At 48.2% G+C, this 14,165-nt stretch carries 14 protein-coding genes; all 14 read left to right on the top strand.

Features of this window, described 5'->3' with window-relative positions; translation table 11 throughout:
- The first annotated feature begins 84 nt into the window (after positions 1 to 84).
- The 14 genes from ACQY6Y_RS07980 (at position 85) to ispG (ending at position 14,116) form a co-directional block, all read left to right on the top strand.
- Positions 85 to 693, top strand: coding sequence for a YraN family protein (locus tag ACQY6Y_RS07980; RefSeq protein WP_428379807.1), 609 nt, complete (start codon positions 85 to 87; stop codon positions 691 to 693).
- Positions 681 to 2,183 carry a YifB family Mg chelatase-like AAA ATPase gene (locus tag ACQY6Y_RS07975; protein ID WP_428379806.1) on the top strand — a complete coding sequence of 501 codons (1,503 nt, stop codon included), beginning with the start codon at positions 681 to 683 and terminating at the stop codon, positions 2,181 to 2,183. Before ACQY6Y_RS07980 ends, ACQY6Y_RS07975 begins: the two co-directional genes overlap by 13 nt.
- 8 nt (positions 2,184 to 2,191) lie before the next feature.
- Positions 2,192 to 3,115: a DNA-processing protein DprA gene (locus tag ACQY6Y_RS07970; protein ID WP_428379805.1), complete on the top strand. Its 924-nt coding sequence runs from the start codon at positions 2,192 to 2,194 to the stop codon at positions 3,113 to 3,115.
- Positions 3,108 to 4,490: a methylenetetrahydrofolate--tRNA-(uracil(54)-C(5))-methyltransferase (FADH(2)-oxidizing) TrmFO gene (trmFO, locus tag ACQY6Y_RS07965; RefSeq protein ID WP_428379804.1), complete on the top strand. Its 1,383-nt coding sequence runs from the start codon at positions 3,108 to 3,110 to the stop codon at positions 4,488 to 4,490. The genes ACQY6Y_RS07970 and trmFO overlap by 8 nt, the downstream gene beginning before the upstream one ends.
- A complete protein-coding gene (xerA, locus tag ACQY6Y_RS07960) occupies positions 4,483 to 5,421 on the top strand; it encodes a site-specific tyrosine recombinase/integron integrase (RefSeq protein ID WP_428379803.1) in 939 nt (312 codons plus the stop codon). The genes trmFO and xerA overlap by 8 nt, the downstream gene beginning before the upstream one ends.
- A 178-nt stretch (positions 5,422 to 5,599) precedes the next feature.
- Complete coding sequence (gene rpsB, locus ACQY6Y_RS07955) at positions 5,600 to 6,349, top strand: 30S ribosomal protein S2 (RefSeq protein WP_428379802.1); 750 nt, start codon at positions 5,600 to 5,602, stop codon at positions 6,347 to 6,349.
- Between the two features lie 43 nt (positions 6,350 to 6,392).
- Complete coding sequence (gene tsf / locus ACQY6Y_RS07950; RefSeq protein ID WP_428379801.1) at positions 6,393 to 7,268, top strand: translation elongation factor Ts; 876 nt, start codon at positions 6,393 to 6,395, stop codon at positions 7,266 to 7,268.
- Positions 7,269 to 7,441: 173 nt separating this feature from the next.
- On the top strand, positions 7,442 to 8,167 hold the full coding sequence (gene pyrH, locus ACQY6Y_RS07945; RefSeq protein WP_428379800.1) for a UMP kinase: 726 nt from the start codon (positions 7,442 to 7,444) through the stop codon (positions 8,165 to 8,167).
- A 2-nt stretch (positions 8,168 to 8,169) separates the two neighbouring features.
- A complete protein-coding gene (frr, locus tag ACQY6Y_RS07940) occupies positions 8,170 to 8,715 on the top strand; it encodes a ribosome recycling factor (protein ID WP_428379799.1) in 546 nt (181 codons plus the stop codon).
- Between the two features lie 29 nt (positions 8,716 to 8,744).
- The gene (locus ACQY6Y_RS07935) at positions 8,745 to 9,533 is read left to right on the top strand and encodes an isoprenyl transferase (protein WP_428379798.1); all 789 of its coding nucleotides are present in this window, start codon (positions 8,745 to 8,747) and stop codon (positions 9,531 to 9,533) included.
- A complete protein-coding gene (locus ACQY6Y_RS07930; protein WP_428379797.1) occupies positions 9,530 to 10,456 on the top strand; it encodes a phosphatidate cytidylyltransferase in 927 nt (308 codons plus the stop codon). The genes ACQY6Y_RS07935 and ACQY6Y_RS07930 overlap by 4 nt, the downstream gene beginning before the upstream one ends.
- Positions 10,453 to 11,649: a 1-deoxy-D-xylulose-5-phosphate reductoisomerase gene (gene dxr, locus ACQY6Y_RS07925; RefSeq protein ID WP_428379796.1), complete on the top strand. Its 1,197-nt coding sequence runs from the start codon at positions 10,453 to 10,455 to the stop codon at positions 11,647 to 11,649. The genes ACQY6Y_RS07930 and dxr overlap by 4 nt, the downstream gene beginning before the upstream one ends.
- Positions 11,646 to 13,022, top strand: coding sequence for a M50 family metallopeptidase (locus tag ACQY6Y_RS07920; protein ID WP_428379795.1), 1,377 nt, complete (start codon positions 11,646 to 11,648; stop codon positions 13,020 to 13,022). Before dxr ends, ACQY6Y_RS07920 begins: the two co-directional genes overlap by 4 nt.
- Before the next feature lie 2 nt (positions 13,023 to 13,024).
- Positions 13,025 to 14,116 carry a flavodoxin-dependent (E)-4-hydroxy-3-methylbut-2-enyl-diphosphate synthase gene (ispG, locus tag ACQY6Y_RS07915; protein WP_428379794.1) on the top strand — a complete coding sequence of 364 codons (1,092 nt, stop codon included), beginning with the start codon at positions 13,025 to 13,027 and terminating at the stop codon, positions 14,114 to 14,116.
- Positions 14,117 to 14,165 lie beyond the last annotated feature (49 nt).

Here is a 14,165-nt window from a genome sequence, read left to right as displayed (position 1 = left end):
TCGAAATCAGACTGTTTGCGTCAAGAAATCTGTAAGTAGTGTCTGAAATCCTTTCTCTACTCAATCTTTGAGAAGGGAGTTCAGATGTCTCAGACCTTCGAAAGACAGCTCATATCTCAGAAGACCTCCACGAAACAGTTTTCGAAAAGATCTCAAGGTAAGCTACTCAGTGAATATAGCGCCCGAGAAATCGGCCTAGAAGGGGAGGATATTGCTGCTGCGTTTCTCGAGCGGAGGGGCTATACAATCCTTGATAGAAATTGGGTTTCCAATGCTGGAGAAGCGGATATCGTTACACTCGCGCCGCATGAATTTCCAGAAAAACATGTGACTTCGGACGGCTTTTCTGAATTACAGCACTCAGAATGCATTTCGGTTGTATCTGGAAAACCAGACACTCCAAAGAAATGTACAAACCTCGAACAAGACTCCACCGACGTTGTCCAATCTTTAAATGAAGTGGTTTTGGTGGAGGTAAAAACACGTTTAGCGCTTCATGATTCTGAAAACACCATGCCTGAAATTGCTGTTGGAAAACGAAAACAGCAACGTTACCGCAAGATTGCTCTTATGTATTTGGCTCTACACTCCGAATATGATGCAGTGCGTTTTGATGTTATAGCCATCAATATCGTTGGTGAATCATTAGCTCGGCTTCGTCATCTTATAGGAGCATACTCGTGGGAGGATTAGCATCTGAGGCTTTTGCTCCCATACAATCAGCTGTCATAAGGGGCGCAGAAGCAATTCCCATTTCAGTTGAAGTGAATATTTCTGGAGGAATACCTGGTCTCACTATTGTAGGAATGCCTGATGCTGCTGTGTTGGAAGCTCGTTCTCGCATTCGATGTGCTATTCGTTCAAGTGGTTTTACCATGCCTCGGGTTCATATCACGGTAAATCTTGCGCCTAGTGATATTCGCAAAACAGGCACTGGACTTGATCTCCCTATTGCCGCAGCACTCCTTCAAGCAACAGGGCAAATATCGTCAGATGCTCTTGTAGGAAGGCTCTTAGTTGGAGAACTTGCACTTGACGGTTTGGTGAGACCGGTGCGCGGTATGGTTGCTTATGCGCTTCTGGCAAAAGAAAAACAACTCGTTCTCTGCAGCGCTAGTGGGACTGATACTTCACTTATAGACATTCCGTTTGAGCATGTAAGACAACTGTCAGATTTACGTCTACCTTCCAGTGAACGATCTCTTACACGCCACGTAACTACATCCCTTCAAACTGATCATCCAAATAGTCATTCGCTTGATTACTCAGAAGTGAAAGGTCAAGAACTTGCGAAGGAGGCTTTGGTAATTGCAGCTACGGGCTCGCTGGGAATAATTATGGTCGGTCCTCCAGGGGCTGGTAAAACAATGCTGGCACAACGCCTTCCAACTATACTTCCTAGGCTGGATAAAGATGCAATGCTAGAAGCCATGCGAGTTCATTCTGTGGCAAATTTATCCTTAGAAGATCTTGCTGCGGGTATCCCTCCTTTCAGAGCTCCCCACCACTCAATATCTGTTTCTGGACTTGTTGGTGGGGGACGGCCGGTAATGCCAGGGGAGATTTCCCTTGCTCATATGGGTGTACTGTTTTTAGATGAGCTCGCAGAGTTTCCATCCAATGCGCTTCAAGCATTACGACAACCTCTTGAAGAGGGCTTAATTCGTCTTGTTCGTGTGGATGGTACGTATGTATTTCCTTCTCGTTTTATGCTTGTGGCAGCAACAAACCCTTGCCCTTGTGGCCATTATGGTGATCCGACTCATGAATGTTCATGCACACCAACTGCAATAACTCGTTATATGGCCAAGCTTAAGGGTCCTCTTTTGGACAGAATTGATATGAGGCTTAGTGTGATGCAACCATCAAGCGATGAGTTGGTAGCACAAACAACCAGCCTTTCCTCAAATGAGATGGCTCAACGAGTGCTGGCTGGAAGAAGTTTTGCACGTTGGCGACGCGAGAAAGAATGCAGTACGTGCAACACCCTCACGTATAAATGGCTGGATGAACGAGCGAGAAAATATCTTATTCATGCTGCTCAACAACTTGGATTTGGTGGACGAGGTATGACGCGACTTGTTCACATAGCAAGGACAATTGCCGACTTAGCAGAACGTGAATACATTCAGGAAGACGATATTTCGCTTGCTCTGGCATATCGTATGGAGATAAATGCGTAGGAGACAGCATGACGTCAAATAATTCTTTCGAGCTGCATCAGGGTGATGAGGCTTGGCCGGATGCCTTAGATGGGCTTGGAGATGTTTCCAAACTATATGGTGTAGGGGATCTAAGTATTCTCACGCAGCCTTCTCTTGCTGTCATTGGAGCACGTAGAGCAACGCCTTATGGGTTGAGTGTGTCTGAGATGTTGGGAAGAGTGGCAGCAGAGTGTGGCATCCCTCTTTTATCAGGTGGTGCTATGGGGTGTGACTGTGCCGCACTCACTTCTGCGCTGAGTGCAGGCGGGCAAATTATCATTGTCTCAGGATGTGGGGCCGATATGATCTACCCCCACTCGTCCGAAGCTATTTTTCGTAAAGCTACATCTGGGGCCGGTGTCGTTGTATCTCTTGAACACTGGGGCGCTCCACCAAGAAGATATGCCTTTCCAAAACGTAATCGAGTAATTGCCGCGCTTTGCCAGGTGCTTGTGGTGGCTGAGGCCGGCATTCCTTCTGGCACCTTCAGTACTGCAAGTGCTGCAGCTGATCTTGGAAAAGAACTTTATGCAATACCTGGTCCTATCTTTTCACCATCATCTCGAGGAACCAATCAGCTCATTGAGCAGGGTGCATCAATAATTTCAGATGAAATGGCTTTAGAAGTTAAACTTTCGCTCGATTTTGGTGTAACACGACTTGCTACCAGGGATGAATTGCCCGACCGAGGAAGAGTTCTTTCGGCTCTGGTTGCATGTCCTACGCGTCCTGATGAGCTGGCAACACGTTTGGGTATAGATGTCCTCACGATTGTGAAGACTCTCTCTGATTATGAAATGCACGGCCTTGTAAAGCGTCTTCCTGATGGAAGATATTCACCTACAAATAAGGTATATCTTCCGGAGCACATCCAAAAGGCTTCGATGGTAAGAAGGGAATCAGATGGCTGACTCAGAAGTACTATCTGATCAAGAAGTAGTTGTCATAGGTGGAGGCCTTGCTGGGTGTGAATGTGCTCTTCAACTAGCAAAGCGTAATGTCTCTGTGCGGTTGATTGAACAACGGCCTTTGATGTCTTCTCCAGCACATCACACGGATGGCTTAGCCGAGCTTGTTTGTTCCAACTCGCTCAAGTCACTTCGCTTTGATTCTGCTGCTGGTTTGCTCAAACGTGAACTTGTTCTTATGGGCTCTTCACTTATGGAGTTTGCGCTTTCTTCACGTGTACAAGCTGGCGGGGCTCTTGCGGTGGATCGAGAAGAGTTTTCCCAAAAGGTTACTGAAGCAATTGAGTGTAACCCACACATTACTCTTGTAAGAGAAGAAGCAACCGAGATCCCACAGGGCCCTGCAGTTATAGCTGCTGGCCCTCTCTGTTCTGACATCTTATTTGAAGCAATTCTTGACGCAGTGGGTGGTCAGTATGGCTCGTTTTATGATGCTGCTGCACCCATTGTTGATGTCACAACCATCGATCGCAACATTGTTTTTGCTCAGTCTCGCTATGAACAAGAAGGCAGTGGCGATTATCTCAACTGTCCGATGAATCGTGAGCAATACGAAGCCTTTATTCACGAGCTTGTATCGGCAGATCGCGTTATTGCGCGTTCCTTTGAACAGACCGATCTCTTTTGTGCCTGTCAACCTGTAGAGGAGATAGCGCGCACAGGAATTGATTCATTGCGATTTGGCGCACTTAAGCCGGTTGGTCTTATTGATCCTGCAACTCAAAAACGTCCCTGGGCAGCCGTACAACTACGTGCTGAAACAAGCAGTGCTGCAGCTTATAACTTGGTCGGCTTTCAAACAAATCTTACGTGGCCCGAACAACGTCGTGTTTTTAGAATGATTCCAGGTCTTGAACAGGCAGAGTTTTTCCGATATGGCGTGATGCATCGTAATTCATTTATTGATTCGCCCAAGGTGTTAGATGCCACCTTTGCTATCCCTTGTACTACTACGCGGTTTGCAGGACAGATAACCGGGACAGAGGGCTATACCGAGGCTATTGCATCAGGACTGTTGGCTGCACTTAACACTTATGCTCAGCTTACTGGTGCGTCATATGTTGAGCTTCCCAAAACAGGTGCTTTTGGATCTCTCGTACAGTGGGCGACAAGTGAGGCGACAGATAACTACCAACCCATGCACGTAAACTTTGGAATTTTCCCTCCACTTGAACATGCTTCTCGTCGCAAACGCGAACGCTATGCAGCGTATGCTACGCGAGCCCTTGAAGATCTCACCGCCTATATCGATTCTCGTGCAGATCTCTTTAGTGAGGGTGCTTGTGCCATAGATAATACGGTGTTTGAGCATGAATGATGCTGCTTCACGTGAGGCTGCACTCCAGGCCTATCAGACGTTAGTTGCTGAATTTCTCTCTCAGCTTACTGGTGTTCGCAACTTATCAAGTCGCACCGTAAAAGCTTATGAGGGAGATCTCGAACAATTCGGCTTGTGGTGTAAGCGGGAGGGTATAAATCCACTCAGTGTTTCTCATCGCCAACTTCGAGGTTACCTTGCTGAGCTTACACGGGCGCAGTATTCAGAGAGAACGGTTAACAGGCGACTTTCGGCACTGCGTTCTTTCTTTGCGTGGCTTGTACGGGAAGGAAAATCTACAGAAGATGTAGCAGCTGCCATATCGAGCCCAAAAATTTCTAAAAGGTTGCCTCATGTGATGAGCGACGGACAAGTTCGTAGGCTACTTGCTACGTGTGAAGGTTCTCAACCTAAAGATATTCGCGACAGAGCGATTCTTGAGCTTATGTATGCTTCCGGAGCACGTATTTCGGAAGTATCCAATCTCGATGTGGGGGATATTGATTTTTCCTCCGGTCAAGTGCGGCTTTTTGGCAAAGGGTCCAAGGAACGTATTGTCCCGCTTTATCCTGCGGCTCTCTCAGCTCTCTCTGAGTATCTTGAGAACGTCAGACCCTTGTATGTTGCAAAGAGAAAAACGCCGGGGGATCAAGGGTTTTTTCTTTCAACAAGAGGAAGACGAATGTCTGCTGCCGCCTTACGTACAGTTTTTGAGACGCGTGTGTCTGAAGCTGGACTCGATCCCTCTCTTACGCCTCATGCTATGCGACACACGTTCGCAACGGTCCTTTTGGATGGTGGAGCAGATCTGAGAAGTGTCCAAGAGTTGCTCGGTCATGAAAATCTTGCAACGACGCAGATATATACACACGTTTCGGTAGAACGACTCAAAGGGATAGCTCGTCAGGCACATCCAAGAGGTGAAGGATAAGTAAATCCTAGGAAGTTAGAGAAAAAGCTGCTATACTTCCAAAAGTTGTGTGTCTGCACAGCATATTAATTCACACGCGTGGCGACTTATCCGCCATGGTGCTTATCGTGAGAAGCCACACGATAAGTGGTCGGATAGGGTAGACCTGCGCGGAGGCCAACCAACTGGAGGTTTAAACATGGCTGTTAAGATTAACATTCGTACGCTGCTTGAAGCTGGCTGCCATTATGGTCACCAGACCCGTCGTTGGAACCCCAAGATGAAACCTTACATCTTCGGTGAGCGCAATGACATCTATATTCTCGACCTCAAGCAGACCATTGTTGATGCCGACAAGGCTTATTCTTTCCTTAAGAGCGTTACTGCAAAGGGTGGCAATGTTCTTTTCGTTGGCACCAAGAAGCAGGCTCAGGAGCCGATCGCTACTCAGGCTGAGCGTTGCGGCATGCCTTATATCAACCAGCGTTGGCTCGGCGGCATGCTCACCAACTTCGTAACCATTCGCTCCCGTATTGATCGCATGGAGGAGCTCGAAGCTATGGTCGAGGATGGTCGTATGGCTGCTCTCCCCAAGAAGGAGCAGGCTGTTCTCGGTAAGGAGCTCGAGAAGCTTCAGCGCAACCTCGGTGGCGTTCGTGATATGAAGGCCATTCCTCAGGCTATCTTTGTGGTTGATACCAAGCGTGAGGAGCTTGCTGTTCGCGAGGCAAATCGTCTCCACATCCCGGTTGTTGGTCTTTTGGATACCAACTCTGATCCTGATGTCATCGATTACGGCATTCCTGCCAACGACGATGCTATCCGTTCCGTTTCTTTGATGTGCGAGCTTGTTGCCGACGCTTGCCTTGCTGGTTCTGGTAAGGAGCAGATCTCTGAGGCAGAGATGGCTGGTACTGACGAGGCTGCCGAAGCTCCCGCAGCAGAGTAACTATTTCTTACGCTTTGATATTTAGCTTTTGAGGAGGCATACCATGGCCCAGATTACTGCAGCTCTTGTTAAGCAGCTTCGTGAGATGACCGACTCTCCTATGATGGAGTGCAAGAAGGCTCTTGTTGAGGCCGAAGGCGATCTTGAGAAGGCTGTAGACGTTCTTCGCAAGATGGGTGTTGCAAAGGCCGTTAAGCGTGCTGGCCGCGATACCAACGAGGGCACCATTGCTGCTTATATTTCTGAAGATGGTCGTACCGGTGCTCTGCTTGAGCTTACCTGCGAGACTGACTTTGTCGGCACCAATCCTAAGTTCTGCGGTTTTGCTGCTGACCTTGCTAAGGTTGTTGCCGAGAACGATCCTGCCGACGTTGATGCTCTGAAGGCTTGCGCAATGGGCGAGTCCACGGTTGATGCCGAGCTTACCGAGATGATTCACGTTATCGGTGAGAACATGAAGGTCAACCGCTTTAAGCGTGTTTCCGTTGTGTCCGGTGCTCTTTCGAGCTACGTCCACCTTGGTGGAAAGCTTGCCGACATTGTCACCTTTGGTTTTACCAAGCCAGAGACTGCTTCTAACGAGGAGTTCAAGACCTTTGCTCACGATGTTGCTATGCAGGTCGCTGCTGCTGCTCCTGTTGCTGCTCGTCGTGAAGATGTCCCCGCAGATGTTGTTGAGCATGAGAAGTCCATTTATATGGCTCAGGCAGCCGATTCCGGTAAGCCCGAGGCAATCCAGGAGCGCATTGCCACTGGTAAGCTCGAGAAGTTCTATAAGGACAACGTCCTTACTGAGCAGGAGTTCATCAAGGATGGTTCTGTAACTGTCAATGAGCTTGCTGCTAAGGTTTCCAAGGCTTGTGACGATACCATTGAGGTTCTCGCTTTTGATCGCTTCGCTTTTGGCGAGCAGGAGTAAAGAGCGTTTTGGTTTTTAAGAGGGGCCGGTGCTTAGCGCCGGCCCCTTTCGTGTGCCTACAGCAACTGCTCACCTATCAGCTTGCTGAGTAAGCTTACGGCTTTGCTAGAATCGTTTGGACGTCGCGACGGACTTCGTCGTTTCGTCTTACTACGATACGAGGAGGTTCAAGCGTGTCGGACTACAAATATCATCGTGTTCTTCTTAAACTTTCCGGTGAAGCTCTGATGGGTTCATCGGATTATGGCATCGATCCTCAGATGCTTGAGCGTTTAGCTCATGAGATTAAAGTCCCCTACGATAAAGGTGTTCAAATAGCCATTGTTGTTGGCGGTGGCAACATTTTTAGGGGTTTGGCGGGCGCTGCTTCCGGAATGGATAGGGCACAGGCTGACTGCATGGGCATGCTTGCAACTGTTATGAATTCCCTTGCATTGCAAGATTGCTTTGAGCGCCATGGCATGATGTGCCGCGTGATGAGTGCCATTGAAATGCATGAAGTTGCAGAAGGTTATATTCGCCGTCGTGCAACCCGTCATCTTGAAAAAGGACGCATTACTATCTTCGCGGCTGGTACTGGCAATCCATACTTCACGACCGATACTGCTGCGGCGTTGCGTGCCTGTGAGATCGACGCGGAAATCCTTATGAAAGCAACCAAAGTTGATGGCATTTACGACATGGATCCCGTAACTCACCCTGAAGCTACTAAGTTTGATTCTATTACCTACTTAGATGTGCTTACCCGTGATCTAAAAGTTATGGATGCAACTGCAACAGCCTTGTGTCATGACAACCATATGCCCATGATGGTATTTAATATTGAACAACCTGGGGTCTTTGATAAGGCCTTGCGCGGTGAACCCGTTGGAACGACCGTTGTTGAGGAGGAGTGCTAACGATGAGCGAGATTTGTGATAAAGCCCGTGAGCGGATGGAGAAAACCCTCAAGGCGTTAACTGCTAACTTCTCGAAGGTACGAACTGGGCGAGCCAATCCTCATGTTTTGGATGCAATCACTGTTGACTACTATGGCCAACCGACACCTATTACACAGCTTGCCGGTGTAAAAGTACCTGAGGCAAGCATGCTGGTTGTTGAGCCATGGGATAAGACTTCACTCAACGCTATTGAGCGTGCTATTGCATCTTCTGATTTGGGTATTACACCGAGTAACGATGGTGTATGCATCCGTTTACCTTTCCCTCGTCCTACTGAGGAGCGTCGTCGTGAGTTGGTAAAAGAGTGCCGCCAGCTTGCTGAGGAGGCTCGCATTTCTGTTCGTAATGTTCGCCGCGATGCTAACTCTAAAGCTGAGCATAACGAAGAGCTTTCCGAAGACGAGGTAAAGCGTGAGCAGCACCGTATTCAAAAGCTGACCGACTCTTATATTGAGAAGATTGAAGAAATGCTCAAGACAAAAGAGTCTGAAGTTATGGAAATCTAAACTTTCGGTGGAAAAGGCAGGCAAAGCTCGTGGAGAGAAACGAAGAAAAACTGAGGCTTTACTTCTCAAATCCGCCTGAGGATATATCGGTTGATGATATATCCCTGGAGGCGCTGCCGAAGCACATTTCCATCATTATGGACGGCAATGGTCGTTGGGCTAAAGCTCGTGGCCTTGATCGCAGTCAAGGCCACAAAGAAGGTGTAAAAGCACTGAGAGAAATTATCACTGCCTGTGTACGTTTGGGTATTGATAATCTCAGTGCCTATGCATTTTCTACTGAGAATTGGCGGCGTCCACAGCGTGAGGTAGACCTGCTAATGCATCTGTTTGCCTCTACGCTTGTTCGTGAATTGCCGTTGTTTGAACGCGAAAATGTACGTCTCGTTTTTCTCGGTGATATTGAAGCTCTTCCAGCCAAAACGCGCGATACCTTTAAAAAGGGTCTTGCCGAAACTGCCTCTAATACCGGCATGACACTTGCACTTGCGGTGAACTATGGTTCTCGTGCTGAGATTGTTCGTGCTTGTAAGCTTATAGCTCAGGAAGTTGCAGCAGACTCCATTAGTATTGAGGATATTGATCAAGATCTTGTGTCCTCCAAGCTTTATACCGCTTCGATGCCAGACCCTGAACTTCTTATTAGAACTTCAGGAGAGCTTCGTCTCTCGAATTATTTGCTCTGGCAACTTGCCTATACCGAATTTTATGTAACCGACAAAATGTGGCCCGACTTTGGGCGTTGGGACCTATTACGTGCGCTTCGTTCTTATCAAGGGAGAGAGCGTCGCTTTGGAGGAGTTGGTACATCGAAATGAGTGAAGAACCGACACAGTCCAAAGAAGAGCGCAAACAAGTTGAACGTGAAGAAAGAGAACGCAAGCGCTTAGAAAAGCATGACCTTGGTCAACTTAAGGGTCAGCAAGCTCGAGGTAAGGCAGAGCGCTTCCTTACGCGTACAACCTCAGGGGTAATTTATGCTGTAGTGACTTTAGGTTGTCTTTTGGCGGGCCAGATTACAACCACTCTTTTGGTGTGCGTTTATGCGTGGCTTTGTTGCTCTGAGTTTTATCGTATGATGCGCATGGCAGGCCGTATGCCCAATGAGCTTATCGGCCTCATTGCCTCGCTTGCTTTTCCTATTGCTGCAAGCTTTTCCTATGTTTGGACGGGTGCAGCAGTATATGTCTTTGTGACGGCTGTAGGTATTTGGTATGTATTAACACCGCGAGCCAATGTTTCTGACGTTGCTGTAACCATTTTTGGGCCGCTCTACACCTCACTTCTTTTTACTGCAATTGTTTATTTCCGCGGTACAGATTCAAGCATATTAGGCGGCGTTTTCACGTTTGCCGTTATGCTTTCGATATGGGCTAACGATGCATTTGCTTATATCGTCGGTACACGATTTGGTAAGCACAAACTCGCTCCCAAAATTTCTCCCAACAAGAGCTGGGAGGGTTTTTTTGGCGGCATGATTGGTTCTGTGCTCATCTGGGTTCTGATTTCAGTATTGAAGCTAAGCTCGTTAACGATTCCTGCTGCAATTATTACTGGCATTGTCTGCGGAGTCTTTGGCGTCTTTGGTGATCTGTTTGAGTCTCGCATTAAGAGATCCGTTGGTGTGAAAGATTCCGGCAATCTTATGCCAGGTCATGGTGGCATGCTTGATCGTTCTGATTCCATGCTCTTTGGGTGCATGGCCGCAGCTTTTGTTTTGAGAATGGGAGGATTTCTGTGAGTTTATTTGAGGATGTTCCTTCCCAAACCCTCGACAGGCCTCTTCGTGTTGCAATCTTGGGATGTTCGGGTTCGATTGGAACACAGGCGTTAGATGTTTGTCGTCTCCATGCCGATAAAATCCAGGTCGTTGGCCTTTCAGTTTTCTCCTCGTGCGAGAAACTGGTTCATGCACAGCGTGAATTTCATGTTCCTCATGTCGTTGTTGCCAACGCCACTCATAAAGACGATCCTGTTCTTACTGAGCTTCCCGATACCTGCGATTTGAGGTTTGGCCCCGATGCTGTTCGCCGTCTCGCAACGCTGCCTGAGGTGGATTGTGTTCTTGTAGCGGTTGTGGGCGAGGCTGGCATTGGTGCCTGCTATGATGCACTCGCCGCTGACAAGATCGTGGCTTGTGCAAATAAAGAGGCGCTTGTCTCAGGTGGCGATTTGCTCATGCCTATGGTGAAACCTGGCAAACTTATTCCAGTCGATTCTGAGCACTCAGCCATCTTTCAATGTCTGAGGGGTGAGCGTCACTCGGAGCTCTCACGCATTTGGTTAACATGTTCCGGAGGTCCCTTTTTAGGAAAGACAAAGAGTGAACTTGCCGACGTGACTCCCGAGCAAGCTCTTGCTCATCCGAGCTGGTCTATGGGACCCAAGATCACCATTGACTCCGCTACGCTCATGAACAAAGGCTTAGAGGTGCTTGAAGCACATCATCTCTTTGATGTTCCGGTAGATGCCATTGAGGTGCTCATTCAGCCGCAAAGTCGCATTCATTCTATGGTTGAGTTTGTTGATGGGTCGGTTATTGCTCAGCTTGGTCCTTCGGATATGCGCATTCCTATTCAGCTCGCTTTTAGCTATCCGGATAGATGGGAAAGTCCTGCTACATCGGTTGATTTTTGTCAGGAAGTCCCACTACAGTTCTCTCAACCCGATATGACAACATTCAAATGTCTTGCTCTCGCTTTTGAGGCGGGCAGGACTGGAGGTACTCTTCCTTGCGCGATGAATGCAGCCAACGAGATTGCAAACGCTGCCTTCAGGAAAAAGAATCTCTCATTTTTGGGAATACCTGAAGTCGTAGAGCAAGTTATGAATCGTACCGATGTTGAACATGTCGAGTCGTTAGAACAACTCGAGGATGTCGACCGTCTTGCTCGCAAGCGCGCGGAAACCATCATTGGAGGATTAGAAGTATGAGTCAGGCTTTAACCGTTCTCCCAGTTATTTTCTGGGGTGTTATTGTCCTGTCCGTTTTGGTATTTGCTCACGAAGCTGGTCACTTTCTTTGTGCGCGCATAAGCGGTGTGAGGGTTACTGAGTTTTTTCTCGGCCTCCCTTGTCGTTTTCATCTATCGAAGAGAAGTCGGACGCGCGGCACCGAATATGGTATTACCCCCATTTTGCTTGGTGGATATACCCGTATCTGCGGTATGTCTGGTTCGGGTAATGAATACTTGGCTCCAATTTTGGCCGGCGTCCAAAAACATGGTCGTGTTGCTGTTGAGGAGCTTGCGACCGAAGTTGGTTGCACGTTGGATGAGGCTTATGAAGCTTTGTCCATACTCGTTGATTGGGCTTCAGTAGAGCCTTATTACAACCCTGAATTAGGCGAATATGAACATCAAGATCGCTGGCCTCAGGCATTTCAAACTGTTGCGCGTGATTCTAACCTTCTCACTATTTATGACGCTGGTCATAATTTAGATCATGCAGACTCATATGCAGTTGGCACCCCTCAGCCTCTTGCAGATGATAATGCGGAAGCATTTTTCGAGGCTGAACGTTCACATACCTATCAGGGCGCTTCTTTTCCGAGAAGATTGTTAATGCTTTTCGGTGGGCCGCTTGCAAGTTTTCTTACAGGAGCAATCCTCATTGTCATTGCGCTTTCTGTTCTCGGTATGGATGCTGCCCGTAATGTAAACGTAGTTGGCACGATTACAGAAGGATCGCCAGCCGCGGTTGCGGGCTTGGAACCTGGTGACGTGTTAAGCGTTGTAGATGGAACTGAAACATATGATTTCAATAGCTTAGCAACTGCTATTTCTGATGCCTCTCGTGATGGCGAACCTTTCGAGATTACCTACGAGCGAAATGGCGAAACCTATACGACTACCATTGTTCCTGATGGCTCCGGCTACATTGGCATTACAGCTCCTATTGAGCGTCTCAGAATGCCCGTTCAAGACGCTCTTGCGCTTACGTTTGAGTATTCTGCACAGGTCATAGATTTTGCCGTTCGTCTCTTTATTCCAACCCAAACCATGGAAGTCATGAACAATGCCTCATCGGTGGTTGGTATCTCTGTTATGGCTTCTGAAGCTGCAGCAGCTGGTCCGGCTCAGCTCGTATTGCTTGCTGCAGCTGTATCGCTTTCTCTTGCATTTATGAATCTCATTCCTATACCACCACTCGATGGCGGAAAAATAGTGATTGAGATTATCGGGGCAATTCGTCGCAAGCCCGTCTCTGTACGAGCTCAAAATATTGTGAGTATGGCAGGGTTGGCATTCTTTGTGCTGCTCTTTGTTGTGGCATTGCAGAATGACATCACACGTTTGATGGGGTAGGCATGGAAACTCAGAATACTGAAGCGCTCCACCAGGATGCACGAAACAAAACTCGCCAGGTTCATGTTGGCAATGTGCCCGTTGGTGGGGGAGCTCCCGTAAGCGTCCAATCGATGACAAACACCAATCCTGAGGATGCTCATGCAACGCTTGCCCAAATAGATATACTTGCTCAAGGCGGTTGCGAAATTATCAGATGCACGGTGCCGCGCATGGAAGCGCTTGATGCTTTCAAGCAAATTTGCACCGAATCTCCCTTGCCAGTAGTGGCGGATATTCACTTTGATTACAAGCTGGCTATTGAGGCAATCCGGCATGGAGCGGCGGCTGTTCGTATTAACCCGGGAAATATTGGTTCATTTGATCGCGTAGATGCAGTTATCGATACAGCAGGGGAGTTTGGCGTTCCTATACGTATAGGCGTAAATGCAGGATCGCTTGATAAGAGCGTAGATGAACGAAAAGACTTGAGCCTTTCTCAGAAGCTCGTTGCTTCAGCTATTTCTTTTGTCGATCATTTTGAGCAGCGCGGTTTTTATGATGTTGTCTTGTCCGCTAAAGCTCATGATGTTCCGACAACGCTTGAAACCTATCGTAATCTTTCTCGCGAACTGCCTCATATTCCACTACATCTGGGTGTCACCGAGGCTGGTACTGCCCTCCAAGGAACAATTAAAAGCGCTGTGGGACTCGGCGCTCTTCTTGAAGAGGGAATTGGCGATACCATGCGCGTCTCGCTCACTGCAGACCCCACCGAAGAAGTTCGTGTTGGATGGGAGATCCTCGCAGCACTCGGTATGCGGAGACGTGGACCAGAGCTCGTGAGCTGTCCTACCTGCGGCCGTACCCAAGTCAATCTTATTGCCATCGCAGAAGAGGTTGAGAAACGCCTCGCATCAGTGCGGGCACCCATTACCGTTGCTGTGATGGGATGCGTGGTAAACGGACCGGGAGAAGCTCGCGGCGCTGATATTGGTGTGGCATGCGGTCGTGGCAAGGGTGTTCTTTTTGCAAATGGCGAAACCATCCGCACAGTGGAAGAAGATCACATCGTTGATGCACTTATGGAAGAAATTGAGCGACGTTTTGGCTAAGCTGTAACGTGCATATTGTCGTACAGGAGAGGATTTGATTTGAGCACCT

The sequence above is a fragment of the Olsenella sp. Marseille-QA0557 genome, assembly GCF_965119725.1.
GTDB classification, from domain to species: Bacteria; Actinomycetota; Coriobacteriia; order Coriobacteriales; family Atopobiaceae; genus Coprovicinus; species Coprovicinus avistercoris.
Note: the sequence above shows the minus strand (reverse complement) of the source record. Positions and strands in the feature narration are given on the sequence as shown.